Annotated in this window: 24 protein-coding genes and 2 tRNA genes; 10 read left to right on the top strand and 16 right to left on the bottom strand. The window is 66.0% G+C overall.

Annotated elements, in window-relative coordinates; genetic code table 11:
* Nucleotides 1-57: 57 nt before the first annotated feature.
* Both eno and METLW3_RS0117245 read right to left on the bottom strand, forming a co-directional pair.
* Nucleotides 58-1,341: a phosphopyruvate hydratase gene (eno, locus tag METLW3_RS0117250; RefSeq protein WP_024881083.1), complete on the bottom strand. Its 1,284-nt coding sequence runs from the start codon at nucleotides 1,339-1,341 to the stop codon at nucleotides 58-60.
* Nucleotides 1,342-1,457: 116 nt separating this feature from the next.
* Complete coding sequence (locus tag METLW3_RS0117245; protein ID WP_024881082.1) at nucleotides 1,458-2,264, bottom strand: creatininase family protein; 807 nt, start codon at nucleotides 2,262-2,264, stop codon at nucleotides 1,458-1,460.
* A gap of 290 nt (nucleotides 2,265-2,554) precedes the next feature.
* Here METLW3_RS0117245 and METLW3_RS0117240 point away from each other — a divergent pair, with 290 nt between their 5' ends.
* From METLW3_RS0117240 to METLW3_RS0117230, 3 genes are read left to right on the top strand one after another with little or no spacing between them, the layout of a single operon-like run.
* Nucleotides 2,555-3,574: an ABC transporter substrate-binding protein gene (locus METLW3_RS0117240; RefSeq protein WP_024881081.1), complete on the top strand. Its 1,020-nt coding sequence runs from the start codon at nucleotides 2,555-2,557 to the stop codon at nucleotides 3,572-3,574.
* Between the two features lie 2 nt (nucleotides 3,575-3,576).
* Complete coding sequence (locus METLW3_RS0117235) at nucleotides 3,577-4,344, top strand: ABC transporter ATP-binding protein (RefSeq protein ID WP_051465452.1); 768 nt, start codon at nucleotides 3,577-3,579, stop codon at nucleotides 4,342-4,344.
* The gene (locus METLW3_RS0117230) at nucleotides 4,341-5,129 is read left to right on the top strand and encodes an ABC transporter permease subunit (RefSeq protein ID WP_024881079.1); all 789 of its coding nucleotides are present in this window, start codon (nucleotides 4,341-4,343) and stop codon (nucleotides 5,127-5,129) included. Before METLW3_RS0117235 ends, METLW3_RS0117230 begins: the two co-directional genes overlap by 4 nt.
* A 332-nt stretch (nucleotides 5,130-5,461) precedes the next feature.
* Here the strand turns inward: METLW3_RS0117230 and METLW3_RS0117220 are convergent, their stop codons facing one another.
* A complete protein-coding gene (locus tag METLW3_RS0117220; protein WP_024881077.1) occupies nucleotides 5,462-6,871 on the bottom strand; it encodes a L,D-transpeptidase family protein in 1,410 nt (469 codons plus the stop codon).
* Nucleotides 6,872-7,105: 234 nt separating this feature from the next.
* Between METLW3_RS0117220 and ychF the strand changes: the two genes are divergently transcribed.
* A complete protein-coding gene (gene ychF, locus METLW3_RS0117215) occupies nucleotides 7,106-8,203 on the top strand; it encodes a redox-regulated ATPase YchF (RefSeq protein WP_024881076.1) in 1,098 nt (365 codons plus the stop codon).
* A gap of 48 nt (nucleotides 8,204-8,251) precedes the next feature.
* Here ychF and METLW3_RS0117210 read toward each other — a convergent pair whose 3' ends face one another.
* The gene (locus METLW3_RS0117210) at nucleotides 8,252-8,617 is read right to left on the bottom strand and encodes a hypothetical protein (RefSeq protein ID WP_018266706.1); all 366 of its coding nucleotides are present in this window, start codon (nucleotides 8,615-8,617) and stop codon (nucleotides 8,252-8,254) included.
* A gap of 88 nt (nucleotides 8,618-8,705) precedes the next feature.
* Between METLW3_RS0117210 and METLW3_RS0117205 the strand changes: the two genes are divergently transcribed.
* From METLW3_RS0117205 to METLW3_RS0117190, 4 genes are all read left to right on the top strand, one after another.
* Nucleotides 8,706-9,398: an HAD-IA family hydrolase gene (locus METLW3_RS0117205; protein ID WP_024881075.1), complete on the top strand. Its 693-nt coding sequence runs from the start codon at nucleotides 8,706-8,708 to the stop codon at nucleotides 9,396-9,398.
* A 51-nt stretch (nucleotides 9,399-9,449) separates the two neighbouring features.
* Nucleotides 9,450-9,524 (top strand) — tRNA-Val (locus METLW3_RS0117200).
* Between the two features lie 106 nt (nucleotides 9,525-9,630).
* A tRNA-Thr gene (locus tag METLW3_RS0117195) sits at nucleotides 9,631-9,705 on the top strand.
* Between the two features lie 230 nt (nucleotides 9,706-9,935).
* Entirely contained in the window at nucleotides 9,936-10,388 is a 453-nt protein-coding gene (locus METLW3_RS0117190; RefSeq protein WP_024881074.1) for an FKBP-type peptidyl-prolyl cis-trans isomerase, read from the top strand.
* Between the two features lie 111 nt (nucleotides 10,389-10,499).
* On the opposite strand, the gene ahpF is transcribed toward METLW3_RS0117190, so the two are convergent.
* Nucleotides 10,500-12,059: an alkyl hydroperoxide reductase subunit F gene (ahpF, locus tag METLW3_RS0117185; RefSeq protein ID WP_024881073.1), complete on the bottom strand. Its 1,560-nt coding sequence runs from the start codon at nucleotides 12,057-12,059 to the stop codon at nucleotides 10,500-10,502.
* Between the two features lie 210 nt (nucleotides 12,060-12,269).
* The gene (gene ahpC, locus METLW3_RS0117180) at nucleotides 12,270-12,833 is read right to left on the bottom strand and encodes an alkyl hydroperoxide reductase subunit C (protein WP_024881072.1); all 564 of its coding nucleotides are present in this window, start codon (nucleotides 12,831-12,833) and stop codon (nucleotides 12,270-12,272) included.
* A 152-nt stretch (nucleotides 12,834-12,985) separates the two neighbouring features.
* Between ahpC and METLW3_RS0117175 the strand changes: the two genes are divergently transcribed.
* Nucleotides 12,986-13,969 carry a hydrogen peroxide-inducible genes activator gene (locus METLW3_RS0117175; RefSeq protein ID WP_024881071.1) on the top strand — a complete coding sequence of 328 codons (984 nt, stop codon included), beginning with the start codon at nucleotides 12,986-12,988 and terminating at the stop codon, nucleotides 13,967-13,969.
* Between the two features lie 126 nt (nucleotides 13,970-14,095).
* On the opposite strand, the gene METLW3_RS0117170 is transcribed toward METLW3_RS0117175, so the two are convergent.
* The 5 genes from METLW3_RS0117170 to METLW3_RS0117150 form a co-directional block, all read right to left on the bottom strand.
* Nucleotides 14,096-15,079, bottom strand: a complete 984-nt coding sequence (locus METLW3_RS0117170) for a threonine/serine dehydratase (protein WP_026599404.1) — start codon at nucleotides 15,077-15,079, stop codon at nucleotides 14,096-14,098.
* A gap of 14 nt (nucleotides 15,080-15,093) precedes the next feature.
* On the bottom strand, nucleotides 15,094-15,888 hold the full coding sequence (locus METLW3_RS0117165) for an enoyl-CoA hydratase (protein ID WP_024881069.1): 795 nt from the start codon (nucleotides 15,886-15,888) through the stop codon (nucleotides 15,094-15,096).
* Nucleotides 15,885-17,276 carry a DUF2252 domain-containing protein gene (locus METLW3_RS0117160; RefSeq protein ID WP_024881068.1) on the bottom strand — a complete coding sequence of 464 codons (1,392 nt, stop codon included), beginning with the start codon at nucleotides 17,274-17,276 and terminating at the stop codon, nucleotides 15,885-15,887. The genes METLW3_RS0117165 and METLW3_RS0117160 overlap by 4 nt, the downstream gene beginning before the upstream one ends.
* Nucleotides 17,277-17,425: 149 nt before the next feature.
* A complete protein-coding gene (locus METLW3_RS0117155; RefSeq protein WP_024881067.1) occupies nucleotides 17,426-18,040 on the bottom strand; it encodes a hypothetical protein in 615 nt (204 codons plus the stop codon).
* Nucleotides 18,041-18,716: 676 nt separating this feature from the next.
* A complete protein-coding gene (locus METLW3_RS0117150) occupies nucleotides 18,717-19,679 on the bottom strand; it encodes a DUF2971 domain-containing protein (protein WP_036309743.1) in 963 nt (320 codons plus the stop codon).
* 203 nt (nucleotides 19,680-19,882) lie between these two features.
* Between METLW3_RS0117150 and METLW3_RS0117145 the strand changes: the two genes are divergently transcribed.
* A complete protein-coding gene (locus METLW3_RS0117145; RefSeq protein ID WP_024881065.1) occupies nucleotides 19,883-20,608 on the top strand; it encodes a HisA/HisF-related TIM barrel protein in 726 nt (241 codons plus the stop codon).
* A gap of 61 nt (nucleotides 20,609-20,669) precedes the next feature.
* On the opposite strand, the gene fae (METLW3_RS0117140) is transcribed toward METLW3_RS0117145, so the two are convergent.
* The 5 genes from fae (METLW3_RS0117140) to mch all read right to left on the bottom strand — a co-directional run bounded on the left by fae (METLW3_RS0117140) (nucleotide 20,670) and on the right by mch (nucleotide 24,906).
* Nucleotides 20,670-21,236, bottom strand: coding sequence for a formaldehyde-activating enzyme (gene fae / locus METLW3_RS0117140; protein ID WP_024881064.1), 567 nt, complete (start codon nucleotides 21,234-21,236; stop codon nucleotides 20,670-20,672).
* Nucleotides 21,237-21,494: 258 nt separating this feature from the next.
* On the bottom strand, nucleotides 21,495-22,004 hold the full coding sequence (gene fae, locus METLW3_RS0117135; protein WP_018266692.1) for a formaldehyde-activating enzyme: 510 nt from the start codon (nucleotides 22,002-22,004) through the stop codon (nucleotides 21,495-21,497).
* A gap of 137 nt (nucleotides 22,005-22,141) precedes the next feature.
* Nucleotides 22,142-23,011, bottom strand: coding sequence for a triphosphoribosyl-dephospho-CoA synthase (locus tag METLW3_RS0117130; RefSeq protein ID WP_024881063.1), 870 nt, complete (start codon nucleotides 23,009-23,011; stop codon nucleotides 22,142-22,144).
* Complete coding sequence (locus METLW3_RS0117125; protein ID WP_051465451.1) at nucleotides 23,004-23,975, bottom strand: RimK family alpha-L-glutamate ligase; 972 nt, start codon at nucleotides 23,973-23,975, stop codon at nucleotides 23,004-23,006. The genes METLW3_RS0117130 and METLW3_RS0117125 overlap by 8 nt, the downstream gene beginning before the upstream one ends.
* Nucleotides 23,929-24,906, bottom strand: a complete 978-nt coding sequence (gene mch, locus METLW3_RS0117120) for a methenyltetrahydromethanopterin cyclohydrolase (RefSeq protein ID WP_024881061.1) — start codon at nucleotides 24,904-24,906, stop codon at nucleotides 23,929-23,931. The genes METLW3_RS0117125 and mch overlap by 47 nt, the downstream gene beginning before the upstream one ends.
* Between the last annotated feature and the right edge of the window lie 78 nt (nucleotides 24,907-24,984).

Raw genomic sequence — 24,984 nt, 5'->3', positions numbered from 1 at the left:
AGTTCGCGCAATGTCGCCGACTTCCCTCTCCCGCGTGAGCGGGGGAGGGTGAGGGCTTTATACCAGCGCCTTCAGCGCGCTGCGGCCGGCGTAGATGGCCGCCGATCCCAGCTCCTCCTCGATGCGGATGAGCTGATTATACTTCGCGACTCTGTCCGAGCGCGCCAGCGAGCCGGTCTTGATCTGCCCGCTATTGGTGGCGACGGCGATGTCGGCGATGGTCGAATCTTCCGTCTCGCCGGAGCGATGCGAGATCACCGTCGTATAGGCGGCGCGATGCGCCATCTCCACGGCGGCGAGCGTCTCGGTCAGCGTGCCGATCTGATTGACCTTCACCAGCAGCGAATTGGCGACGTCCTCGTCGATGCCGCGCGCCAGGCGCTCGACATTGGTGACGAAGACATCGTCGCCGACGAGCTGGATCTTGTCGCCGAGCGTGTCGGTGAGGAGGCGCCAGCCCTCCCAATCGTCCTCGGCCATGCCGTCCTCGATCGTGACGATCGGATAGGCCTCGGCGAGCTTGGCGAGATAGGCGACCTGCTCCTCTATGGTGCGCGTGACCTTCTCGCCCTCATAGACATATTTGCCGTTCTTGAAGAACTCGGTCGAGGCGACGTCGGCGCCGAGATAGATGTCCTCGCCCGGCACGAATCCCGCCGTGACGATCGCCTCGACGATGATGTCGAGCGCCGCCTCGGCGGAGGGGAGATTGGGGGCAAAGCCCCCTTCGTCGCCCACGGAGGTGGAGAGGCCGGCCTTCTTCAGCGCGGCTTTCAGCGTGTGGAAAACTTCCGCGCCCCAGCGGATCGCCTCGCGCACGGTGGGCGCGCCGACCGGCAGGATCATGAATTCCTGAAAGTCGATCGGATTGTCGGCGTGGGCGCCGCCATTGATAATGTTCATCATCGGCACTGGCAGCACGCGCGCCTGCACGCCGCCGATATAGCGATAGAGCGGCAGAGAGGAGGCGTCGGCGGCCGCCTTGGCGACGGCCAGCGAGACGCCCAGAATGGCGTTGGCGCCGAGCCGCGACTTGTTCGGCGTGTCGTCGAGCTCGATCAGCGCCTCGTCGACCGCCACTTGATCCTCGGCCTCGAAGCCGACGAGCTCGCCCGCTATGTCCTCATTGACGCTCTGCACGGCGTCCAGCACGCCCTTGCCGAGATAGCGGGTCTTGTCGCCGTCGCGCTTCTCCACCGCCTCATGGGCGCCGGTGGAGGCGCCCGACGGCACGGCGGCGCGGCCGAAGGAGCCGTCCTCCAGCACGACCTCGACCTCGACCGTGGGATTGCCGCGCGAATCGAGTATCTCGCGAGCGTGAATATCGATGATTTCGGTCATATCGGGGCCTCTTTGGAGCGTCTGGCTGCGCAGTTGCGCGCGTTGTAGACCGAACCGCGCCGAGGCGAAAGCCTCCAAAGACGGCGAAAGGCCGGTTCCCTGTTGCGTTTCCGGCGCTATTTCGGCGGCGCGCCGGCGAAACGCTCGAGATCGAAGGCCTCGACGTCGCGCAGCAGCTCGACGAAGGCGGTCGCCCAATAATCGGCCGCGGCCTCGCCCTTGGCGGCGCTGGCCGCCGCGGCGTCGCCGATCGCCCCTTCCTTCGAGAGGTCCTGCGTCTTCCAGCCGAAGCCGATCGGCCGGTCGGCGCGCAACCAGGTGAAATCGCGCTCGAAATCGGCGCTGGCGGAGCGAAAATGCCGCGCCCGCGCCATATCGACGAAATCCGGCGCGAGCGCGAGCATCAGCGAGGTCTCGATCTCTCCGCCATGGATGCCGAGGCGGATCTCCTCCTCGCCGAACAGCCCGTCGGGATAGCCGAAGCGATGCCAGGAGCAGGCGACGGCGAGCAGCTCGTGGCGAATGCGCAGCTCGAGCGCCGCCTGGGAGATGAGCGCCGAGTTGCCCCCATGCGAATTGAGGAGTACGAGCTTGCGGCAGCCGGCGCGGGCGACGCCTTCGCCGATCTCACAGAGAAGGCGCAGCGCCGTCTCATGCGAGAGGCTGAGCGTGCCGGGAAAATCGCCATGCTCGATGGAGACGCCGATCGCCTGCAATGGCAGGAACAGCGCGTCGAGATCGTCCGGCAGGCGGTCCACGACGCGCTCGATCATGCCGCGCATGATCTGCGAATCGACGCCGACCGGTAGATGCGGCCCATGCTGCTCGACGGCGGCGATGGGCAGCACGGCGATGACGCGCTCCATCTCGAGGTCGCGGTAGTCGGTGGTGGCGAGGTCGGTCCAATAGCGGGACGGCAGCATGGCGGAGAGGGTAGACCTTTCGGATGCGGATCGCCATAGCGGGGGCGAATCCGACCGGGTGGAGGAATAATGACTGCAACCCTCGTCCTGAGGAGCCCGCGAAGCGGGCGTCTCGAAGGACGGCAGCGGGCCGTATCCTTTGATTTCAGCTCGCGGCCGTCCTTCGAGACGCCGCCTACGGCGGCTCCTCAGGACGAGGGTTGGGGATATGCTTCTTCACCGCCCTTCTCCCACAGAGTGGGAGAAGGGAGAACCCGAAGATCGTTGGAAAAATCGAGGTGAGGCAATCGATGACGAAACGCTTCGCAGCACAGATCGCGGCTTTGGCTTTCTTCCTCTCCGCCCTTCCGGCGCTGGCGCTGGACAAGGTCTCCTTTGCCACCAATTGGCGGGCGCAGGCCGAGCATGGCGGCTTTTATCAGGCCCTCGTCGACGGCACTTACGCCAAATACGGCCTGGACGTCACAATATTGCAGGGCGGTCCGCAATCCAACGCGCGGCTGCTGCTCGCCGCCGGCCGCGTCGATTTCTGCATGGGCGCCAATCTCATCCAGACCTTCTCCGCCGTGCAGCAGAAGGCGCCCATCGTCGCCGTCGCCAGCATGTTCCAGAAGGACCCGATCATCTTCATGTCGCATCCGGGCGAGGGGCTAGATCGCTTCGAGGATCTGCCCAAGGCGACGGCCTTCATCGGCAATGACAATCTCGTCTCGGTCTATCAATGGCTGAAGCAGGCCTATGGCTTCAAGGAAGAGAAGATCAAGCCCTACACTTTCAACTCGGCGCCCTTCCTCGCCGACAAGAAATCGATTCAGCAGGGCTATCTGACCTCCGAGCCTTTCGAGATCGCGCGCCAGGGCGGCTTCACGCCCAATGTGTTTCTGCTCGCCGATTACGGCTATGACAGCTATTCGACGACGATCGAGACGCGCAAGGAGACGATCGAGACCAAGGCCGATCTCGTGCAGCGTTTCGTCGACGCGTCGATCATCGGCTGGTATCATTACATCTATGGCGACAATAGCGCCGCCAACGCCGCCATCCGCAAGGACAATCCCGAAATGTCCGAGGGCCAGCTCGCTTATTCCGTCGAGAAGCTGAAGGAGCGCGGCATCGTCGACTCCGGCGATTCGCTCAGCCTCGGCATTGGCGCGATGACCGACGCGCGCTTGCGCAGCTTCTTCGACAAAATGGCCAAGGCCGGCGTCTTCCCCGCCGATCTTCCCATCGCCCAGGGCTATACGACGCGCTTCGTGAACAAGAAGGTCGGGCTGGAGCTGCGACCTTCGCATGCGGCGGGGGCGCAGTGACGGTGGGCGTCGCGGAGCCTCTGGTCTCGCTGCGCGGGATCGGCAAAAGCTTCGCCAATGGCGTCGCGGCGCTCGAGAATTTCCATCTCGACCTTCGCGAGGGCGAGTTTCTGACCTTGCTCGGCCCGTCGGGCTGCGGCAAATCCACGGCGCTGCGGCTCATCGCCGGCCTCGCGACGCCCAGCGCCGGCGTCATCGATTGGCGCGACTCGGCCGCGGCGCATAACATCGGCTTCGTGTTTCAGGAGGCGACGCTGCTGCCCTGGGCCGATGTCTTCGCCAATGTCTATCTGCCGCTGCGCCTCGCCGGCAAGACGCGCGAGGCCGCGGCTCCGCTGGTGCGCGAGACGCTCGCTCTCGTCGGCCTCGCCGATTTCGAGACGGCGCTGCCGCGTCAGCTCTCCGGCGGCATGAAGATGCGCGTCGCCATAGCGCGCGGCTTGGTGACGCGGCCGAAATTGCTGCTGATGGACGAGCCCTTCGCCGCGCTCGACGAGGTGACGCGCTTTCGTCTCGGCGACGATCTTCTCGCGATGAAGCAGAGATTGGAGACGACGATCGTCTTCGTCACGCATTCCATTTACGAGAGCGTCTATCTCTCGACGCGCATTCTCGCGCTCGCCGCGCGCGGCGGCGCGATCGTCGATACGATCGACATAGATGCGGCCATCGCGCGCGACGAAGAATTCCGCACGAGTCCCCAGTTCGCGCAATATTGCCGGCGCGCTTCCGCCGCTCTGCGCAGCGCCTATGGGGAGGAGCTGCGATGAAGCAAACGAGTCCGCTTCGCGAGGCGTTGTTGCCGCTGGCCGTGCTGGCGGCCGCGCTCGCCGCTTGGGAGGCGGCGGTGCGCTTCTGGGCCATTCCGGCCTATGTGCTGCCGGCGCCGAGCCTCATCGCCGAGACTCTGGTGAAGGACAGGGACATTCTCTTCGCCTCGCTCCTCGTCACGCTGACGACGGCGCTGGAGGCGCTGGCGCTGGCGACGATCGGCGGCGTGGCCCTCGCGCTGCTCATCTCGCGCTCGCGCTGGATGGAGCGCGCGCTGATGCCCTTCGCCATCGTGCTGCAGGTGACGCCCATCATCGCCATAGCGCCGCTGCTGCTGGTCTATCTCGCCCCCGCCGAGGCTGTGCTGGTCTGCGCGTTTCTCGTCGCCTTCTTCCCCATTCTCGCCAATACGTCGCTCGGCCTCGCCTCGGTCGATCGCTCATTGGTCGAGCTTTTCGATCTCTATCGCGCCTCGCCCTGGCGCAAGCTCGTCTATCTGCGCGCTCCGGCGGCGCTGCCGCAATTTTTCACCGGGCTGCGCATCGGCGGCGGGCTGGCGCTCATCGGCGCCATTGCGGCGGAGCTCGCGGCCGGCGCCGCGGGGCAGGGGGCGGGCCTCGCCTTCCGCATTTCGGAGGCGGGCTATCGCCTCGACATTCCGCGCATGTTCGCGGCGCTGGCGCTGGTCTCGCTGGCGGGAATCGTCATCTATGCGGGGCTGACGGCGCTGTCGCGCCTCGCCCTCTCACGCTGGCACGAGAGCGCGCGTGGGCTGGACGATTAGAGTGTTTTCGAGCGAGGTGGGGCATGCCCTCATCCGACCTCGCTTCGCGAGGCCACCTTCTCCCCCTTCGCGGGAGAAGGAGTCGCGCCTCATCGCCCCGCGCCGACCTGTGCGCAGCGCGCATCGGCGGTCTTGAAATAAGGCGGATCACAGGGCGCGAAGTCCTGCGGGCACATTTTCTCGCAATATTGCACGGGGAGGACGACGACGGTCTCCGCCGTCCGCGGCGGAGGGGAGCGCCGCTCTGCGGCTGCCGCACAGAGAGCGCCTGAGAAGGCCAGGGCGAAAACGATCGAAGCGCCGCGCATCGTTCCTCCGAAGGGACGAGCGAATCAGCGCTCTCCGCGCGCTTCGCCCACCGCGTCCACCCCATATATATCGTTGCGGAAGTGAACGGTTCCATTCGCGGAAGCCCATCCGGTCATATACACCCATACGACCGGCACGGGCTTGGGCAGGGTCACGTCCTGACGCTCGCCGCCGATCTTGGACATGATCGCGGCTCTGTCCCATTGGCCCGGCGCGCCTTCCAGCAGCCAGGTCGCGAGGTCATAGACGCCCTCGACGCGCACGCAGCCATGCGAGAGAAAGCGGTAGTCGCTGGCGAAGAGCCGCTTGCTCGGCGTGTCGTGCATATAGACCGCATGCTTGTTGGGCATTGCGATGCGGATCGAGCCCAGCGAGTTCTGCGCGCCGCTGTCCTGGCGCAGCGTGTAATTGACGGCCCGCTCGCTGGCCCAATTGATCGATTTCGGCTCGATCTCGGTCCCGTGATTGTCGAAGACGCGAATGCGCGCCTTGGCGAGATAGGACGGGTCCTTCTGCATTTTGGGCATGATCTCGTTCTTGATGATCGAGACCGGGACTGTCCATGTGGGGTTGAGATTGACCGCGCCGATCTTCGCCTCGACCTCGGGCGAAGGATGCTCGACATCGCCGACGATCGCCGTATAGCGCCGCGCGACATGGCCGTTCTCCACGGCGTCGACCGCTGCAGAGGGGATGTTGACGACGATATAGCGTGGGCCGAAGGGGAAATCATTGCCGGCGAGCCGCTGCGCCGAGGAGGCCAGTTGGCGAAAGCGCACCGAGGCCGGCACGTCCAATTCGCGTAGCGTCGCGCCGGCGACCACGCCGGTCTGCCTCAGCCCCATGCGGAATTGAAAATGCTTCACCGCTTGGGTGAGGCCCGCGTCCCAGGCCTCGCCGCCGGAGGCTTCCGCCGGCAGATCGCCCTCTGCGGCGAGGCGCTTGCGCAGCGCCGCCACCGCCTTGCCGCGCGCGCCGGGCTGCAATGGCGTCCCCACCTTTGGCCAGCCGCCGGCGTCGGCGATGGCCGCATAGCGCTCGGAGGCGAGCGAGGTGGCGAAGAAGGTCTCGGGTTGCAGCGCAGGGGTCGGATCGTCGGAGAGCGCCATCTCGCGCGGCGGCGAGGGCTTGGGCTTCGGCTTTGGTTTGGGCTTGGGCGCGGCGGCCGTCTGCGGGGCCGCCGGCGCGGCTCCGGGCTCGGCCGGGGCGGCGGGCGCAGAGGCAGGAGCAGGAGCCGGGGCTTGGGCCGCCGGAGGAGCCACGGGGACCGGCGCCGGCGCGGCGGGAGCGGCCGGGGCCACGGGAGGAGCCGGCGGCTCTGCGGCCGTCTGCGCCAGCGCGGGAAAGAGCGGCGCGGCGAGCAATCCCGCCGCCGCGAATGTCGCGATTGCGCGACCAGCCTGCCCGATCCGTGCCTGTGACTTGTTTCGCATGTCGTTCCGCGCCAGAATCGCGCCCTTGAAATTCGCCGACGCTCTGCTTTTGTCGAAGCTTTTCCGCCTTGCGAGGCGCGCGGTCAACCCGCGCGGCGACGATGCGCCTTTCTGCGGGGCGGAATTATGGAGACGCGGCGACCCGCCGCGCCCCGCCGCGCCGCGCCCCTTGCCTTTTGCGCCGGTCCCGCCCATACCGCGCCGCAGCGAGATTGCGCGAGGAAACGGGACGCCATGGGCTTCAAATGTGGAATCGTCGGCCTGCCGAATGTCGGCAAGTCGACCCTCTTCAACGCGCTGACGCAGACGGCGGCCGCGCAGGCGGCCAATTACCCCTTCTGCACGATCGAGCCCAATGTCGGCGACGTCGCCGTGCCCGATCCGCGCCTCGAAAAGCTCTGCGAGATCGCCGGCTCCAAGCAGATCATCCCGACGCGCCTCACCTTCGTGGACATCGCCGGCCTCGTGCGCGGCGCCTCCAAGGGCGAGGGGCTCGGCAATCAGTTTTTGGCCAATATCCGTGAATGCGACGCCATCGCCCATGTGGTGCGCTGCTTCGAGGACGGCGACATCACCCATGTCGAGGGCGACGTCGATCCGATCCGCGACATCGAGACGATCGAGACCGAGCTGATGCTCGCCGATCTCGAGAGCCTGGAAAAGCGCGTCGTTCCGCTCGAGAAGAAGGCCAAGGGCGGCGACAAGGACGCCAAGGAGCTGCTCGATCTGATGCGCCGCTGCCTCGATCTGGTGCGCGAGGGCCGTCCCGCCCGCCTCGTCGTGATCGCGCCGGAGGAGCGAGAAGCGCTCGCCGGTCTCGGCCTGCTGTCGTCCAAGCCCGTTCTCTATGTCTGCAATGTCGAGGAGGGCGCCGCAGCGGAGGGCAATTCCTTCTCGCAGAAGGTCGCGGCGCGCGCGCGCGAGGAGGGCGCTGCGAGCGTCGTCGTCTCGGCCAAGATCGAGAGCGAGATCGCCGTGCTGCCGGCCGAGGAGCAGAAGGACTATCTCGAGGCGGTCGGGCTCGAGGAGCCGGGCCTCAACCGCGTCATCCGGGCCGGCTATACGCTGCTGCGCCTCGTCACCTATTTCACCGTGGGTCCGAAGGAGGCGCGCGCCTGGACGATCGAGCAGGGCACGCGCGCGCCGCAGGCGGCGGCGGTGATCCATACCGATTTCGAGAAGGGCTTCATCCGCGCCGAGACGATCGCCTATGAGGATTATGTCGCGCTGCGCGGCGAAGCGGGCGCGCGCGAGGCGGGGAAGTTCCGGCTCGAGGGCAAGGAATATGTCGTCGCCGACGGCGACGTGCTGCATTTCCGCTTCAACAATTGATCGGCGAAAGCGAGCCTTCGGGCTCGCTGTCTCCTATTCGGGGTCTCGCTATTTCGCCGGCGGCGTGCAGACCACCGAGCTTTCGTTCAAGACGAAGCAGATCGACATCTGTCCCGAGCGCAGATCGACGCGGAACACGCCGCCCTCGCCCGTATGGCGGGAGGCGATCAGCGCATATTCGCTGAATTGCCCCGCCTTGGCGCCCTCGCCCGGCGGATAGCACAGCGTCACGCCGACGGCGGCGCCCTCCTTCAGCCCATATTGGCAGGCCCCCACCTCGCCGCTGGCGCGGTCCAGGCGAAACACGCGGTTGAGATCGGTCTGCGGGGCGGCGAGAAACTCGTAATTGCCGGCGAGCGCCGCCGGCGCCGCCAGGGCGGCCCCGAGAGAGAGGAGACGAATGGCTGCGCGCAAGGTTACACTCCTTCGACGAATCACAGGGCGCAGTCTACACGCCGATGCGGCAATCGCGAGACGGCGCCGAATAGGGTAGGGGCAGCGAATGGTCGGCGCGCCGACTCTGGTCTTCGATCTCGACGGCACGTTGGCGGACACGGCCGGCGATCTCATCGCGACCTTGGGCGTGCTGCTGGAGCGCGACGGCCGCATGCCCGTGCCTCTCTCCGCCGTGCGCACGCTGGCCGGGGCCGGCGCGCGGGCGATGATCGAGCGTGGTTTTGCGGCCACGGGCGCGCCGCTCCCGCCGGAGCGGGTCGAGGCGCTGTTTCCCGAGTTTATCGCCCATTATCGCGAGCGAATCGCCGTCGAGACGCGGCTCTTCCCCGGAGCGGAAGCGGCGCTGGAGCGATTCGCCGAGGCCGGCTTCGCGCTCGCCGTCTGCACCAATAAATCCGAGGAGCTGGCCGTTCTGCTGCTGGAGCGCCTGGGCGTCGCCGGGCGATTCGCGGCCATTTGCGGCCGCGACACTTTTCCCGCGCACAAGCCCGACGCGAGCGCGCTGACGCTGACGATCGAAAGAGCCGGCGGCCATGCGGCGCGCGCGGTGATGGTCGGCGATTCGCAGACCGACATAGCGACGGCCAAAAACGCCGGCGTGCCTGTGGTCGCGGTGGATTTCGGCTATACGGAGACCCCGGTCTCGTCCTTCGGCCCCGACCGGGTGATCTCGCATTTCGACGAATTATGGGAGGCCGTGGCCTCGCTCGGCGTGCTGGAAGCCTCCGCATGCACTTGACGGGAGACGCCGTCGTCTCTTACAGAACTGTTCGGCCTCGGTGAGGCCCTCGGGCGGCTAGCTCAGCGGGAGAGCACTCCCTTCACACGGGAGGGGTCACAGGTTCAATCCCTGTGCCGCCCACCATTTGCTCCACTTTTCCCCTTTCGACGATTTTCCTCCTTCCGCTCGGCGGATAGGCGCGGCGAATGTCTTGCGCAGTCGCGATCACTGTGGCACAAGGCCGCCCGACGCTGCAGTAGCTCAGTGGTAGAGCACTCCCTTGGTAAGGGAGAGGTCGAGAGTTCAATCCTCTCTTGCAGCACCATCACACCCCGCACGACTTTCCCGCCCTCGAGCCTCGCCTCGCGTCATTTGCCGTTGGTTGACACCCGCCTGCGTCGCGGGCAGACAGGCCGTGGCGACGCTCTGCGGAAAGGTCATGAAGGCCGATAGGCGGGCCGAATGATCGGCGGCGCCGTTCACCCGCCCTCTCGCCGCCGCCCTCGCCGATGCGCGCAGGGCTGCTCGCCGCGCCCTATTCCCAAAGGACCCGACATGCGCGCCGTATTCCGTTTCCACGCTCTGCCCGTCCTCGCCGCATTGGCGCTCGTCGCCGCGCCGCTCCCGGTGATCGCGCAGAGCCCTGCGACGACCACCACCGCCACCGGAATCAAGATCACCGACACAAAGGTCGGGACCGGAGCCGGCGCGGAGCCGGGGCAGATGCTGAAGATGCATTACACCGGCTGGGTCGCGCAGAACGGCGCCAAGGGCAAGAAGTTCGACAGCTCGCTGGACCGCGGCCAGCCCTTCGAGTTCCGCCTCTCGGCCGGACAAGTGATTCCCGGCTGGGATCAGGGCATTCTCGGCATGAAGGTGGGCGGCAAGCGCACGCTCGTCATTCCGCCCGAGCTGGGCTATGGCGCGCGCGGCGCCGGCGGCGTGATTCCGCCCAACGCCACGCTCATTTTCGATGTCGAGCTCTTGGAAATCAAAGGCCAGATCTGACCGGCGCGCGCCGTCGTCACTGCGAGCGGAGCGAAGCAACCCAGAGACGAGGGGCGCTCTGGATTGCTTCGCGGCTCACGCTTCTCGCAGAGACCGAGAAGCGAACTCGCATCACATTCTCACCAGATGATCGAAGGCCGACAGCGCCGCCGTCGCGCCTTCGCCCATGGCGATGACGATCTGCTTATAGGGAACGGTCGTCGCGTCGCCGGCCGCGAACACGCCCGGCGCGGAAGTGTGGCAGCGGCGGTCGATCTCGATCTCCTTATATTGCGAGAGCGTCACCGCGCCATTCAGCCATTCCGTGTTGGGCAGCAGTCCGATCTGCACGAACACTCCTTCCAATTCGACAGTGCGCGTCGCCTCGCTCTCGCGGTCGCGATAGACGAGACCCGTCACCTTGGCGCCGTCGCCGAGAATCTCCGTTGTCTGGGCCGAGACGAGAATCGTCACATTGGGCAGCGAGCGCAGCTTCTCCTGCAAGATTCCATCGGCGCGCAGCTTCGCGTCGAATTCGAGCAGCGTCACATGCGAGGCGAGGCCGGCGAGATCGATCGCGGCTTCCACGCCGGAATTGCCGCCGCCGATCACGGCGACGCGCTTGCCCTTGAACAAAGGCCCGTCGCAATGCGGGCAATAGGCGACGCCCTTGGTCATATATTCCGTCTCGCCCGGCACATTTATGCGCCGCCAGCGCGCGCCCGGCGCCAGAATGATCGTCTTCGACTTCAGCGAGGCGCCATTGGCGAGCTTCAGCTCCGCGAGGCCGCCGGCCTCCGCCGCCGGAACCAGCGCGGAGGCGATCTGGCCGTTCATCACATCGACGGAATACTCCGCGACGTGACGCTCCAGCGCCGCCGCCATTTGCGGCCCTTCCGTATGCGGAACCGAGATGAAATTCTCTATGCCCGCCGTGTCCTGCACCTGGCCGCCGAAACGCTCGGCGACAATGCCGGTGCGCACGCCCTTGCGCGCGGCGTAGATCGCCGCCGCGGCGCCCGCCGGGCCGCCGCCCACCACCAGCACGTCGAAGGGTTCCTTGGCGGAAATGGACGCGGCCTTCTTCTCGCCGGCGCCGGCGCCGGCGTCGAGCTTGTCGAGAATCTGCTCCAGCGTCGCGCGGCCGTGCTGGAAGGGCTCGCCATTCAGATAGACGGCGGGCACCGCCATAATGCCGCGCTCCTCCACCTCCTTGGGGAAGAGCCCGCCGTCGATCGCCACATGGCGCACGCGCGGATTGAGCGCCGCCATAGTGTCGAGAGCCTGCACCACCTCGGGGCAGTTCTGGCAGGTGAGCGAGAAATAGGTCTCGAAGCGATATTCGCCATCGAGCGCCTTTATGCGCGCGAGAGTCTCCTCGTCCTCCTTGGGCGGATGGCCGCCGACATGCAGCAGCGCCAGCACGAAGGAGTTGAATTCATGTCCGCCCGGAATGGCGGCGAAGCGCAGGCCGATATCGGCGCCCTGACGCTCGATCGCGAAAGAGGGGCGGCGCGAATCATCGTCGCTGCGCACATAGGAGATATTGTCCGAGACGCTCGCGACCTCCTGCAGCAGTTCGGCGAGCTCTGTGGATTTCTCGCTGTCGTCGAGCGAGGCGCGGAGCGTGATGGGCGTGACGATGCGCGCGAAATAGGCCTGCAACTGGGTTTTCAGAGCGGCGTCCAGCATCTTCGACTCCCGATTTTCGAGAACAATCCCCTCACCCTGAGGAGCCTGCGCAGCAGGCGTCTCGAAGGGTGCGCCGCAGCGCGTTCTGGAGCATCCTTCGAGGCTTTTTGCGTTCCGCAAAAAGCGCCTCAGGATGAGGGACGGAAGCTGCGGGCGAGGGGCGGGTAGAGCGCCCCCGGCCGGCGAACCGGCCGGAGGCGTGAAGCGAAATCAGATCTTGCCGACGAGGTCGAGCGAGGGAGCGAGCGTCTTCTGACCCTCTTCCCACTTGGCCGGGCAAACCTCGCCCGGATGCGCCGCGACATACTGCGCAGCCTTGATCTTGCGCAGCAGCTCGAGCGCATTGCGGCCGACGCCGCCCGCGTTGATCTCGACGATCTGAATCTTGCCGTCCGGATCGATGACGAAAGTGCCGCGGTCGGCGAGGCCGGCCTCTTCGATCAGCACGTCGAAATTGCGGCTCAGCGTCAGCGTCGGATCGCCGACCAGCGGATACTCGATCTTGCCGATCGCCGGCGAGGTGTCGTGCCAAGCCTTATGCGCGAAATGCGTGTCGGTGGAGACGCCGTAGATCTCGACGCCGACCGCCTTGAAGGCGGCGTAGTTGGTGGCGAGGTCCTCGAGCTCGGTCGGGCAGACGAAGGTGAAGTCGGCCGGATAGAAGAAGAACACCGACCACTTGCCCTTGAGCGTGGCTTCGGTGACGTCGACGAACTTGCCGGCGTGGAAGGCGGTCGCCTTGAACGGCTTGATCTCGGAGCCGATGAGAGACATTCGATTTTCTCCTCGAGTGGTGAAGGCGCGCGAGAGGCGGATGAGTCCGCGGGCCTTCGGGGAAGACGCCCGGGAACCTAGAGGGGTTTCACCATCGATAAAAGCGAAAAAAACAGGCTTCAATAATCGAATTTAACGATTATGCTGTGCGGATGGCGGTTTTGCCCACCCTCAGGCAGCTGCGTTTTCTGGTCGCCGTCGTGGACGAGCGGCATTTCGGCCGCGCGGCCGAGGTCTGCCTCGTCGGCCAATCGACGCTCAGCGCCGGAATATTGGAGCTCGAGCAATTGCTCGGCGTGCGCCTCTTCGAGCGCACCAAGCGCAAGGTCTCGCCGACGCCGGTGGGGCGCGAATTGGCCGAGCGCGCACGCACGCTGCTACGCGAGGCGCAGGATATCGTCGAGCTGGCGCGCGCCGCCCAGGCGCCCATGTCCGGGCCGCTGCGGCTCGGCGTCATACCGACCATAGGACCGTTTCTGTTTCCGCGCGTGCTGCCGCGGCTGCGCTCCGCCTTTCCAGAGCTGAAGCTCTATCTGCGCGAGGAGCAGACCGAGCCTCTGCTGGCGCGTCTCGACGCCGGCGAATTGGACGCGGCCGTGCTGGCGCTGCCCTATCCCTCACGCGGCATGGAGACGATCGACATAGGCGTAGACCCTTTCGTCGTCGTCTGCCTGCCGGGGCATAGGCTGAGCGGAATGGCGGCGGTCGGCCATGACGATATGGCGGCCGAGGATCTTCTGCTGCTCGAGGAGGGCCATTGCCTGCGCGATCATGCGCTCGCCGCCTGCGCGCTCGAGGGCGCGCGGCGCAATGTGGCCTTTCAGGGCACCAGCCTGCACACGCTGGCGCAAATGGTGGCCAATGGGCTGGGCGTGACGTTGCTGCCGCAAATGGCGCTGGACGCCGGAATATTGCGCGGGCTCGATCTCGTGGTGCGGCCGCTCTCGGGCGAGGCGCCTTTTCGCCGCATCGGCCTCGTCTTTCGCGCCTCCTCGGCGCGCAAGGAAACTTTCCGCAGCCTCGCCCGCGCGCTCGAGGGGTTTTTGGCGGAGTCCGCGCCGGCGGTGAAAGCGAAAGCGTCTACAGCGCCCGCGCGCGGCGTGAGGAAGAGCGCGGCTGGCCCACGTCGCAAGTGATGTGCGGCAACGGCCCTCCTCCGCTGCGCGGGAGAGGGGGCAGATTGCGCGTTTCATAAAGGTTTCGCGTAGCGTTTGCCGCTTCCCTCTCCCGCGAAAGCGGGGGAGGGTGAGGGAGGGGGCGCTTCAGCTCGAACGATCGAGAATTGCCGCAAAGTCCTTGCGATCGACATTGCCGCCGGAAGCGATGACGACCACCGTCTTTCCCGCGAAGCGCTCGCGCTCCTCGAGCGCGCAGGCGAGCGCCGCGGCGCCGCCCGGCTCCAGCACGATGCGGAAATGCTCGGCGGCGATGCGCATCGCAGCTTCGACTTGCGCATCTGTCGCCGCGAGTCCTCGCGCGCCACAGGCGAGCAGAATCGGCAGAGTGTGACGGCCGGGGGTCGGCGCGAGCAGAGCGTCGCAGATCGAGCCGGTGAGCGCTGGATTCACTTGCGCGGCGCCGCTCTCCAATGAGCGGCGCATGTCGTCGAAGCCCGCGGGCTCCGCTGTGAACATCAGCGGCGCGCGCTCGAAGAGTTGCAACGTCAGCGCAATGCCGGAGGCGAGCCCGCCGCCGCTGCAGGAGGCGATGATCGCATCCGGCGCAATGTCCTTCGCGCGCGTCTGCGCGAATATCTCGAGGCCGATGGTTCCTTGTCCGGCGATGGTGCGTGGATCGTCGTAAGGGTGAATGAAGCGCAGCCCGTCCTGCTCGGCGAGGCGGCGCGTCATCGCATCGCGATCATTGCTCAGACGATCATAGAATTCGACGCGCGCGCCCAGCGCCTTCGTGCGCTCGAGCTTCACGCGGGGCGCGTCGCGCGGCATCACGATCGTCGCCGCGACGCCCATCGCGCGCGCGGCGAAGGCGACCGCCTGCGCATGATTGCCGGAGGAGACGGCGATGATTCCACGGCGCCGCTCGTCTTCCGTCAATTGCAATATTTGATTGAAGGCGCCGCGCAGCTTGAAGGCGCCGATCGGCTGCAGATTTTCCGCCTTCACCAAAAGGCGAAAGCCGATCTCCTCGTCGAGCAGCGGCGCCGTGAGCAATGGCGTCGCCTCGATATAAGGAGCGATGCGTTTTGCTGAGGCTTCCACATCGGCGATCGTGAGCGGCGCGCTCATGTCATTTCCCCAGCTCATTTCCCATTGAATTTCGGCTCGCGCTTCTCGAGAAACGCCGTGCGGCCTTCTGCATAATCGGCGCTGTCGAAACAGGCTGCGGTGAGCTTCTCGCAGTCTTCCGCCGAGAGCGCATGCGGCAATCCTGCCGCGCGTCTTATCGCCGCCTTCGCCGCGCGGAGAGTGAGCGGCGCATTGGCGGCGATCCCGCGCGCGATCGTCATGATCGTCGCGTCGAATCCGTCTTTCGGCAGCACGCGCGAGACGAAGCGCGCGGCGCGCGCTTCCTCGGCGTTTATGCGCCGCGCGGTGAAGAAGAGATCCATGGCGTTCTGCGGGCCGACGGCGGCGACGACATAGCTCATCGCTTCCGGCGGATAGCCGACGCCGAGCCGTCCCGCCGGAATGCCGAACACGCAAGCCTCCGCCGCTATGCGCAGATCGCAGGCCGCCGCGAGCCCCATGCCGCCGCCCATGCAATAGCCGGCGATCGCCGCGATCACCGGCTTGCCCAGCCGCGACAGCGCGTCGAAAGCCTCGACATTGGCCTGCTCATAGGCTCGGCCGCCTTCCGCCGTCGCGCGCACGGTGGAGAATTCCGAAATATCGGCGCCGGAGCAAAAGGGCAGGGAGGGCGCGCCGGTCAGCACCACGACGCGCACCGTCTCGTCCGCGTCGAGCGCGGCCAGCAGCGGCGGCAATGCGCGCCACATCGAGAAATCGAAAGCGTTGCGTCGCTCGCCATTGTCGATGAGGACGCGCGCGACGCCCTCTGCGATGACGGCGTGCAGCTTCGGTGTCGAATCGCTCATCGGCCTTTGTCGCTCCCTTGCGTTTCGTTTTTCGCCTTGGCGCGCCAGGCGAGGAATTCGGCGTGATCGCATGTGTTGCGCGCCGCGTAGAGCATGGCGAAGGACGCCATCGCGTCGTCGAAGGCGGCGCTCTTGCCCATATAGCCGCAGATGATCGCAGGGTCGGCGGAGCGCGCATGCGCGCGCGCCAGCACGCTGCCGCAGAGCGCGGCGTAATCGTCGAGCGCATGCTCCTCGAAGAGCTCCGCGACCGAGCCGAGGCGACGGTTCTTCAAATGGCGCACATAGAAATGCCGGCCGGTGGATTCGTCCTTGGTCCAGCCGAGGAAGAGATCGGTCGAGGCCTGCATCACGCGCTGGCCATGCACGACGCGCTTGCCCTCGGCGTCCTTCCATTGCGCCGCGGCTTCCGGCGCGAGCCGCGCCAGCACGGAGGGGCGCGCTTCCTTCAATTGCAGGAACAATGGCTCGTCGTCGGCGGTGGCGAAGAGGCCGATGGCGCAGAATGTGCCGACGCTGCCGATGCCCACGACCTTGAACGCAGTGTCGGTCAGCGCATAGCGGCGCAGCAGCGCGACGACCTCCGGATTGAGCGTCGCGCCGCAGCTCGTGAAAGTCGCGGGTATGTCGAAACGCGTGGCGTCGCAGCCGCCATTGCCGATGTGATAGATGAGCGGCGGCCGCTCCTCTATGCGCAGGCCCATGGGCGTCGATTCGAGATGCGGGAAATTATCGTCCTCGCGATCGGGCCGCGTCGCGGCGACGAGACCGCGCAATTTGCGCGCGAGCCGCTCGGCGAGCCCATCCGCGACATGGACGAGATCGATGCGGTCGCGCCACGCCTTCAGCGGCGACAGACGCGAGAGGCCGCGCATATGTCGGCGATAGCCCCGCGCGGCGAGCTCGGCCGCATGGCGCGCGCGCTTTTCGGAGCGGCCGGCGTCCAGAGCGGCGACGGCGAAGCTCGCGCAGAGGCGCCGCAGATCGACGGTGAAGTCGATATTGGGCAGAGTCTCGTCGAAATCATTGATGTCGAAGAGCACATTGCCTTCAGACGACAGAAGCGCGCCGAAATTCATCAAATGGCAGTCGCCGCAAGATTGCGCGGAGAGGCCCGGCGTCGGCAGAGCGGAGAGATCCTGCGCCATGATCGAGGCGGCGCCGCGCAGAAACGAAAACGGCGAATGCGCCATGCGCTCATAGCGAATGGGCAGCAGCGAGGCGACGCGGCCTTCGTCCGTGGCGGCGAGAATAGCAGTGGGGTCGCGCTCGACGGGCGAGAAATCCGCGAGGCTCTCGCGCGGCACGAAGCGCCGCCGCTCCTTGCCGGCGGCATAGCGCTCCGCCAAGACCAGCCGATGCGAAGGCGCGGCTCCATATTCCTGCATCGCAATTCTCCATGCAATCGAGCAAAAGCGCGGCGCTGGGAGGTCCCTCCCTCACCCTCCCCCGAAAGGGCGGCGAATGCTGCGCGAAATCTCGATGAAGCGCCGAATCTGGGCCGGGGAGGGGCGCGAGCCGCTTCCCCTCATCGACGTCAATCGATCGCCGCCTCTATGACGCGCGCCAGCGCGCCGAGCCTCTGCTCGATGAGCGCGGGCGTCTCGCAGACATAGGAGAGCGCATGGCGCCGCTCGTCGAAGACGCGCAAATCCCATTGCAGCGCCTCGCTGGCGTCCTTGAGCTTTTGCGCGTCCTGCGTCGGCTTGTCCTGCTCGGCGCGCATCGCCTGCGTCTCCTCGCGCAGCCTTTCGGCGAGCAGCTTCTGCTTGGCGCCATAGCGGTCGAGCCCGGAGAGCACTTCGCGGCGCTCGGCCTCGAGCGTGTCATAGACGCCAGAAAAAAGCGCCGTCAGCCGCTCCTTGCGCTTGTCTCCCGCCGCCGCGGCGAGATCCGCGACGAGCTTTTGCGCGGTCTCGATCGGCGTGCGCCGCGCGCTGACGCGAGCCACGAGATCGCCGAGCGCGGAATCCTCGCGCCAGCTCTTGGCGCCGTCGAGCGAGGGGCCGGTCCAGACGCCAGCGACGGCGACGCTCTGCACCTTCACCTGACGGCAGGGCCAATCGCTCTGCCCCGCCGCCTGCGGCTGCGCATGCGCAGCAAAGGCGCAAGAAAGAGCGAGAGCCAGAGCGGCGGAAAGGTAAGTCTTCATGGGGGAACGATCTGCGGCTGTGAGCGACGGGCCTCGTTTACGCCTTTTCGCCGCGCGCCGCAAAGGCGCGCCGATGCGCCCGGCGCCTCGCGGCGGCGGGGGAGGAAGGGCGGTTCGGGACGCTCCGGCCCCTTTCGGCCGCAGCGCGAAGAAATTCTGTCGGTTCCGGAGCGTCCCGAAACGCGGCTTCGCCTTCTCGTCGACGTCCCGAGGCGCATTCGGACCCGCGAATCCTGGGTTTTCACATTCAGGACCCGATCGCTTCCGATGGCCTGGGCTCACGGAACGGCTCTCGCTCTCCCTATGGACGGGAGAGAAACGCCGGTCCGGCGACGCGCCGCCTGTCCAGGGACGGGGGTCGCCGTCCCGGATGGAGCCGGCCCCCGCCCGCGTTCCCTGACCCGAGAAACGCGCCCTTGCGTCGGCGGGAGCGAGGGCGGAGATAGGAATATTTTCAGCATGTGTCAAGGGGCGGGCGGTGGGGGGATTCGGGTTTTCAGCAGAGGCGGACGCATCTCCTTCTCCCGCTCGCGGGCGATCGAATGCGCAATCCTCGTCGCTCCATGGCGTCCTCCTCGAATGCGGGGCTCCTCACACGCTCGCACGACGGGTGTCCTCACGGACGCCCTATGGCCGCGCGTTGTCCCGCAAGCGGGCCTCGTCCTGGCCGGGCGTCTCACTCGTCGTCAACGACCGGCTTGAAGTAATCATAGGTAGTGAGTGCGCGCCTCGGTAACAAAGCGGTCAGCTCATCGGTGTCCAATGGGTATTTGCCGAGGAGGAAATTTTCATGGCGCTCGCGTATCTCGTAAAATTTTATGCGTCGACCCCTGTCGGCAAGAGCTTTTACGATTGCATATTTGACAGTTGACGAGCAGCGTATTCCAAATACAACCTCCTCAAGCTCAAGAGGTGAGTCTTGGATGCCCCTAGGACCAACGAGACGCCACTCGCGCTCGTAGCCCCATTCCGGCGCCTTTCGCGATAGAACGGCCTCGTCAACTTCGCGCTGCGCTGAGTCGTCGCCGTCAAGCATGGCAGCTACGGCACTCGCCGCGATGAGCCTGCTGCCGCCGTAGGTAATCTTGTAGAGGCTTTGCTGGGCTCGTTCGGGTATGGAGTAGCCTATGCAGAGCCCCTTGTGCTGGTCGCCATAGTGGCTCCACATTAGAGGGCACTCCGCACGCTCAGCGAGAGATACGATCCCCTTGTCGTATCTGCGGAGCAACTCCTCCTCGACATAATGCCCGAAGAGAAAGCGCGCTGGGTCCTCGACCTCATATTCAGGGTTGGTTGCATGGTAGCGGATGTCCGCGATCACATTTTCGGCGCGCTGTTTACATTGGATTGCAATGTGGTTCAGTGTCTTCGGTCCGCGATACCTGATCGCTTTGGCTGCGGCGCTCATCTCCGCATTGGTGCGCTGCTCGATGAGTTGTCTGAGGATATCTTCCAGGGCATCTGCATCTAAATCGGTCGAGAGAGATGGCTTTGTGTCCAGTGGGTCGTTGAAAGTGCTCGGATCGGCGAAAAATAGCTGGTCAAAGACCAGCTGGTCTAACGTAAGGTTATTGAACCCTCGATACTTATAGAGCCTAGCCGGGATGTTTCTTTTCTCACTCAAAATCGTCCTCGTCATAATCTTCGCATCCTGAGCCTGCGTTGCTGGCTCCGCTAGGGGGCCACGCTCTCGGCGCAGGGTCAAGGGGGAGGTCCGGGCACTCCAAATCCCACCTTAGCGCGAAGTAGCCGAGCCCGAAGGTCCCCTTATCGCGCCTCTCGGAATTTCAAATCGCGGCGCCGCCGTCGCGCGGGCGCGCGTTATCCCTTATAATTCGCCCCATGCGGATCATCCCCGTCATCGATCTCAAAGGCGGCAATGTCGTGCGCGCCTTTCGCGGCGAGCGCGCCGCCTATGCGCCGATAGAGACGCCGCTCGCCGCCGGCAGCGCGCCGGATGCGATCGTCGCGGGCTTTCTGCGCCTCTTCGATTTCGATACGATCTATATCGCCGATCTCGACGCGATCGAGCGTTGTGGCGATCACGCCGAGGCGATCGACGCGCTGGCGCGGAGCTTTCCGCAAATCTCGTTCTGGGTCGATGATGGCGCCGCATGCGAGCCTGAAGGCTCGCGGTCCGATGCGGCGCCTGGACCGCGAGCCTTCAGGCTCGCTCATGCCGAGCGCAATATCGATCATGTTGTCGGCAGCGAGAGTCTCGCGCAGCATGCCGCTCCCGATCTCTCGCATGACGCGCGCGCGATTCTCTCGCTCGATTTTCGCGGCGACGCTTTTCTCGGGCCGCGCGCGCTTCTCGACGATGCGGGGCTCTGGCCGCCGCGAATCATCGCCATGACTCTGGCGCGCGTCGGCGCCTTCGCGGGGCCGGATGTCGCGCTTTTATCCTCGCTGGCGCGCCGCGCGCCGGGCCGGGAAATCTACGCCGCCGGCGGGCTGCGCGATGCGCGCGATCTCGAGGCCTTGGCGCGTATCGGCGTCGCCGGCGTGCTCGTCGCCTCGGCGCTGCATGACGGGCGGCTGTCGCCAGACGATTTGCGTAGAGCATAAAAAGAAAGAGGAGCCGCGGTCGGCGGCTCCTCTTTAGTCGATTGCAAGCCTGCGCTGCGCCTCAGTCGGCGGCGGCGAAGGGGTGCTTGGCGGTCACGCGCTCGGAGAGCACCTTGGTGGCGCTCGGATCGCCCTTCAGCGCGCGGGCGATGGCTTCCTTGGTGGCGCGATAGTTGAAGTCCTGGATCTTCTGGTCGTCATTGGCTTCCCAATGAATGAACACGCCGACCGAGATGAAGAGGTCGTCGGCCTGCTCGATCGGGATGATCCCTTCGGCGACGCTGTCGGCGACGGCCTTGGCGACGCCATATTGCGCCGGGCCGAACATCTGAACCGCCTGCTTGGCGTTCTTGATCGTCACTTTGTTGAAGAGGATCGTGTAGGGCTTGACCAGGAGGTTCGGCGCGACGACGGCGAGAAGCGTCGTGAAGCCGTCCTTATTGTTGACGAGCGCATTGGCGAAAGCCGTCTCGGCCGAGCTGCCGCGCGGTCCGATCAGCAGATCGATATGCGCGACCTCATTGCCCTCGCCGACGAGCGATTCGCCGACCAGCAGCTTGGGGGTCGAGGAGCTGGCGCCGGCCTTCGGAAAGAGGGCGCCCAGAATCTTATCCAGTATCGAAGCCATATTCGATTTCCTTTCGGTCTGTTCGTCACGCCTTGGCGGCGTTGTTCTCGGCCTGCGCGAGGCCCCCCAATCTCGCTGCAACTTCCGTCAGGAAGCCGACTGGTGACGCGCCGACCGCGGATCGATTCGCTTCAATTCGAGTCGACGAAGAGGAGCCGCGGACGGCTCCTCGAAAATCCGGCGACGAGGCGCCGCATCGCAGCGAGGCGACGACGCGCGCGAGGCGCGCCGACGCTCGCCGGCCGAACGAGCGTGAGCTCAGTTCGCGCCGAAAGGATGCTTGACGTCGTTGCGCTTGGCGACGACCTCGGCGGCCTTCGGCTCGCCCTTGACGGCGCGCGCGATGGCTTCCTTCGTGGCCTGATAGTTGTACTCCTGGATCTTCTTGTCGTCGTTGGCTTCCCAATGGATGAACACGCCGACCGAGATGAACAGGTCATCGGCCTCGGCGAGCGGGATCACGCCTTCGGCGACGGAGTCGGCGACGGCCTTGGCGACGCCGGCCTGCGCCGGTCCGAACATCTGAACGGCCTGCTTGGCGTTCTTGATGGTGACCTTGTTGAAGAGGATCGTGTTGGGCTTGGCCAGCAGATTCGGCGCAACGACGGCGAGCAGCGTGGTGAAGCCGTCCTTGTTGTTGACGAGCGCATTGGCGAAGGCGGTCTCGGCCGCGCTGCCGCGCGGTCCGATCAGGAGGTCGATGTGAGCGACTTCATTGCCTTCGCCGACGAGCGACTCGCCGACCAGGAGCTTGTTGATCAGGGCCATGTTTCTTCCTTTCGATAAACTCGACTTATCGCCCACGCGGCTGCCGGCGCGGGCGCCTCCCTCTCCTCGCCGGCGTCAGGCCGAAATGCGGCCGAGCCGGACGAGCCGGTCGCGAGACCATCTCGCGCGGCGCGAACTCAACCATTTTTGTGGACGTTCGGCAAGATGGCGAGGAGATAATCGACAAAAAGCGCGGCGACCGTCAGGTCCGCGCAGGCGCCCGGATTATAGCCGCTTTTTTTGAGAGAATGATCCAATTCCAGAGCGATCCGGAACATGGACTCTCTATCGCGCGCGGCGTCTAGAAGAGAAGCCGCTTCTTGGAAGCGCGTCAAGGTCTCTAGAGCGACTTTTTCGCCGAATTTCCGCTGGATATGCGTGTCGGCAAAATGTCGTGCGTAAGTCATGAAGAGAAGCAGCGTCACCGTCTCGCGGTCATGGCCGTGCGCCCGCGCATCTCGGATCGCCTCCTGGCCCAGCGCGAAAATATCGGCGAATCCATTCGCATATTGCCGTGCGACGAGGTCGCGGTCGGCGGCGAGCGCCATGGCGTCGCTCAGCGAGATTTGCGCCGGCGCGGCGACATCATGCTGTGGCGCCGAGCCGAGACCGGCGGGCGCGGCGCGCATTATGGCGCGAAAGGCGAGATTGGCGTCCGACGAATCGAGCGATTCCAGCGTCGCTGCGAGCTTTTCGGCGAGTCCCCCTTCGCCCTCTCGCAGCGCGGCGTGAGCGAGCGGCGCGCATAAGAGAATAATGCCGAGATTTGTGTTGCAGCCGACGCGCGCCCAGGTCGCCTCCACCGCGCCGAAGATGCGCTCGCCGACGCTCGCGCCCGTCGCGGCGAGATGCGGAGCGGCGGCGGCGGCGCTGGCGATGAAGTCCTGCGCCTCCATGCCATGGCCGGGCGCATATATATGGACATTGCCGGGCTTCGGCGCGGCGAGCTCGTCCTCGCAGGCGGCGATAAAGGCGCGCGCGATTTGTTCCGAAAGGGACTCAGCCATTGGCGCGGCGCGCCGCGGCGCCGATCGCCGCCATTATGTCGCCGGCGATGCGCTCGGCGATCTGATAGGGGGTGACGCTCTGCAGCCCGCTCCATCCCGGCATGCTGTTGACCTCGAGCACCATGGGCAGGCCGTCGGCGCCGCTGATGATATCGACGCCGGCGAAATCCGCGCCCAGCGCGGCGGCGGCGCGCAGCGCCAATTCGCGCTCGCGCGCGCTCGGCTCGCAGGGAGTCGGCTTTGCGCCCTGGCGGATATTGGTGATCCAGCGCCGCGACCGGCGCCGCATCGCGCCGATGATCTCGCCATGGGAAACGAGAATGCGCATATCCTCGTACCAGACGTCCCGCGGCGGGACGAAGCGCTGCAGATAGAAGACGCCGCGCGCCTCCTCCGTCGTCGGCAGATCCTCCTCGCGGCGGATGAGCTTCAGCCCCCAGCCCTGCGCGCCGAACAAAGGCTTCAACACCAGTGGCGCGAGCCCGCATTCGCTGCGGATGATGCGCAGCGCCTCGCTGCGCGAGCCGGTCACGAAGGTGGCGGGAGTCGGAATGCGCGCGGCGGCGAGCAGAAAGCTCGCGGCCGATTTGTCGGTGCACCGCTCGATCGCGCGCGCACTATTGACCAGCGGAACGCCGAGCGCGTCGAGCGCGTGCAGCACGCCGAGCCGCAGCGTGATCGTCTCCAGCGAGCCGTCGCCGATCGCGCGTACGACGGCGGCGTCCGGCAGCGCGCCGTGAAAGCCAGGAATGGCGATGTGCTGCGGCCGCGCCGTGTCGATCTTGCAGGCGCCGAGCCGCACGGGAATGGCCCGCGCGCCGTGACGCGCGAAGCCCTTGATGAGACGCTCGACATGCCAGTCGAGCTCGTCGGTGAAGATCGCGATGCGCAGCGCCCCCTCTCGGGGGCGCGCGGGCTCAGCCGAAAGAGGCTTCGAGCAGTTTTTCGTCGATGGCTCCGCCACGGAAAGTCTCGCCTGTCTCCACTGCCGTCACGATCGCCTCGGCGGGCGAGAACAGGCTGGGGTCGATCTTGTAGAAGTCGCCCTTATACGCTTTGAAAATTTCCGCGAAAGGCCGTCCGTAGTCGCGCGAGGTCGAGCTCGGCAGCTTTTCGGCCAACTCCTTGGCCGCCGCCGCCGATCCGCGCACGAAGAGATGGGCGCGGCCGGAATAGATGATCGCGTCATTGGTGCGGCCCATGGCCGTGACGAAATCGGGATGCGGCGGCGAGAGCGGCGCGGTGGCGATGCCGTCCACAATATGCTCGAGCGGGAATTTCAGCTCATGCGCCTTGTGCAGCGCCACCTCGAGCACGCGGCCGACGACCTGCACGCTGCCGGCGAGGCTCTGCGTCGGCGCATAGACGAAGGCGAGCTTGTCCGGCGAGACGCCGCAATCATTGGCGACCTTGGCCACGACGGCCTCCGGCGGCGGCGCGCCGGCCTCGAGCACGATGGTCGAGCGATCGGCGGAGTCCTTATAGGGAAGCTCCTGGAACAGCGCCTCCTTGCGCGCCAGCGAGCGGCCGGGGCCGGAGCCGAGCGCGAAGAATTTCTCATGGGAGAGGCTCCAGCCGGCATATTGGCTGGCGAGGCAGGCGACGACCGGGTCATTGCTGGAGACGGTGAGCCAGAAGGGCCAGTTCTTCTGGCCCGGAGCCGGCGAGAGCGTGACCTTGCCGAGGCCGCCGAGGCAGATTTCCGTGAGCAGAAGGCCGGCGTCTATGCCGCCCGCCACCTTGGCGCCGGCGTCGATCAGCAGCTCTCCGAGGCTTCCGCGCGAAACGGCGAGGCGATAGCGCTCCGCGCCTGCGACGAGCCTGTCGACGATCTCGCCCGCCAGCGCATTGACGCTCGCCGTGGCGCGCCCGCTCGTATCCAATGTCCCTGTCACGTCTTTTGTCCTCGATTGGGGACCGGCTCCTCGGGCCGGCCGAAAATGCGGCGCGACTTTACTAAGCTTTCGTCCCGG

The sequence above is a fragment of the Methylosinus sp. LW3 genome (genome assembly GCF_000527115.1).
Classification (GTDB): Bacteria; Pseudomonadota; Alphaproteobacteria; order Rhizobiales; family Beijerinckiaceae; genus Methylosinus.
Note: the sequence above shows the minus strand (reverse complement) of the source record. Positions and strands in the feature narration are given on the sequence as shown.

Coding starts and splice junctions, on each gene's coding strand:
- METLW3_RS0117155 (WP_024881067.1), bottom strand. CDS start 18,040: ATGAAGACTTACCTTTCCGCCGCTCTGGCTCTCGCTCTTTCTTGCGCC.
- METLW3_RS0117190 (WP_024881074.1), top strand. CDS start 9,936: ATGCGCGCCGTATTCCGTTTCCACGCTCTGCCCGTCCTCGCCGCATTG.
- ychF (WP_024881076.1), top strand. CDS start 7,106: ATGGGCTTCAAATGTGGAATCGTCGGCCTGCCGAATGTCGGCAAGTCG.
- METLW3_RS0117175 (WP_024881071.1), top strand. CDS start 12,986: ATGGCGGTTTTGCCCACCCTCAGGCAGCTGCGTTTTCTGGTCGCCGTC.
- METLW3_RS0117130 (WP_024881063.1), bottom strand. CDS start 23,011: ATGGCTGAGTCCCTTTCGGAACAAATCGCGCGCGCCTTTATCGCCGCC.
- METLW3_RS0117220 (WP_024881077.1), bottom strand. CDS start 6,871: ATGCGAAACAAGTCACAGGCACGGATCGGGCAGGCTGGTCGCGCAATC.
- METLW3_RS0117245 (WP_024881082.1), bottom strand. CDS start 2,264: ATGCTGCCGTCCCGCTATTGGACCGACCTCGCCACCACCGACTACCGC.
- ahpF (WP_024881073.1), bottom strand. CDS start 12,059: ATGCTGGACGCCGCTCTGAAAACCCAGTTGCAGGCCTATTTCGCGCGC.
- METLW3_RS0117160 (WP_024881068.1), bottom strand. CDS start 17,276: ATGCAGGAATATGGAGCCGCGCCTTCGCATCGGCTGGTCTTGGCGGAG.
- fae (WP_018266692.1), bottom strand. CDS start 22,004: ATGGCCCTGATCAACAAGCTCCTGGTCGGCGAGTCGCTCGTCGGCGAA.
- METLW3_RS0117145 (WP_024881065.1), top strand. CDS start 19,883: ATGCGGATCATCCCCGTCATCGATCTCAAAGGCGGCAATGTCGTGCGC.
- fae (WP_024881064.1), bottom strand. CDS start 21,236: ATGGCTTCGATACTGGATAAGATTCTGGGCGCCCTCTTTCCGAAGGCC.
- eno (WP_024881083.1), bottom strand. CDS start 1,341: ATGACCGAAATCATCGATATTCACGCTCGCGAGATACTCGATTCGCGC.
- METLW3_RS0117165 (WP_024881069.1), bottom strand. CDS start 15,888: ATGAGCGATTCGACACCGAAGCTGCACGCCGTCATCGCAGAGGGCGTC.
- ahpC (WP_024881072.1), bottom strand. CDS start 12,833: ATGTCTCTCATCGGCTCCGAGATCAAGCCGTTCAAGGCGACCGCCTTC.
- METLW3_RS0117240 (WP_024881081.1), top strand. CDS start 2,555: ATGACGAAACGCTTCGCAGCACAGATCGCGGCTTTGGCTTTCTTCCTC.
- METLW3_RS0117150 (WP_036309743.1), bottom strand. CDS start 19,679: ATGACGAGGACGATTTTGAGTGAGAAAAGAAACATCCCGGCTAGGCTC.
- METLW3_RS0117205 (WP_024881075.1), top strand. CDS start 8,706: ATGGTCGGCGCGCCGACTCTGGTCTTCGATCTCGACGGCACGTTGGCG.
- METLW3_RS0117170 (WP_026599404.1), bottom strand. CDS start 15,079: ATGAGCGCGCCGCTCACGATCGCCGATGTGGAAGCCTCAGCAAAACGC.
- METLW3_RS0117230 (WP_024881079.1), top strand. CDS start 4,341: ATGAAGCAAACGAGTCCGCTTCGCGAGGCGTTGTTGCCGCTGGCCGTG.